Annotated in this window: 2 protein-coding genes; both read left to right on the top strand. The window is 35.6% G+C overall.

Translation table 11 applies throughout. The features are described 5' to 3' along the window. Positions 1-183: accessory Sec system protein Asp5 (asp5, locus tag GMD6S_RS09690; protein WP_000629747.1), on the top strand; the 183-nt coding region annotated here is incomplete at its 5' end. Positions 184-253: 70 nt separating this feature from the next. Continuing rightward, positions 254-739 (top strand): immunity protein YezG family protein, encoded by a 486-nt coding sequence (locus tag GMD6S_RS09685; protein ID WP_000391898.1) that lies wholly within the window; start codon positions 254-256, stop codon positions 737-739. Positions 740-842: the final 103 nt, after the last annotated feature.

Genomic DNA, 842 nt, shown 5'->3' with positions numbered 1-842 from the left:
GCCTTGATTGTCCTGGTTCTCATCCAACCTCGCCAAAGCCAACTCTTTTCCATGGATGCGACCAGCAATATCGGAAAACCAGGATACTGGCAGAACAACCGATTGGTAAAAATTGTAACCCTCTTGCTCAGTATAGCACTGTTTGTATTGCTCCTTATTTTTATGATAGTGACCTATCAGTAAGGATGCAGTTCCATTCGCAGATGAGGAATACTAAACACGAAAAAAAGATCCAAGCAAATCGGAGGATAAAATGGAAGAACTAATGAATGAAAAAATTATCGAAATCGTGCATCAAGCCAACGATATGATTCCAGTAGAGTGGGATGATTTGTATATTGTAATTGAAATGGACAAAACATGTAGTGGAGAAGTTTATTTTTATTTTAAATATAAGAATGAATATCACTATTATTTATACATTCCTAGAGATTTTGGTGTAGATAAATTCGAAATTTATAGTCAAACAGATCGATTGTTTGAGAAGTCGCAAGAATTAAAAAAAGTATTTGTTGAGAACGACTTGGCAGATTGGTATATTTGTATTATTCACTTAGATGAAAATAATAAATTATCAGTAGACTTCGATTATGCCCCATGGTTGGAAAGTGGTTATGGTCCAAGTGCTCGAATGGACTTGTTTGAATATAAATATCTCGGCAAGCAACCAGCTAATGAAAAAGAACTAGAACAGTTCAAGGCTATGGAAGCCTTCCAAAGAGAACATAATGGGAAATAGTTTGTTTGATAAAAGACCACCATTTAGGTGGTCTTTTGTGGTTTATCAAACGCTGGTCCATAAGGTTTATGGTATACTGGGATTGTAGAGCCAGCAAACTTTA

Source organism: Streptococcus sp. GMD6S (assembly GCF_000297015.1).
The sequence above is the reverse complement of the archived record's forward strand: the minus strand, read 5'-3'. Positions and strand labels throughout refer to the sequence as shown.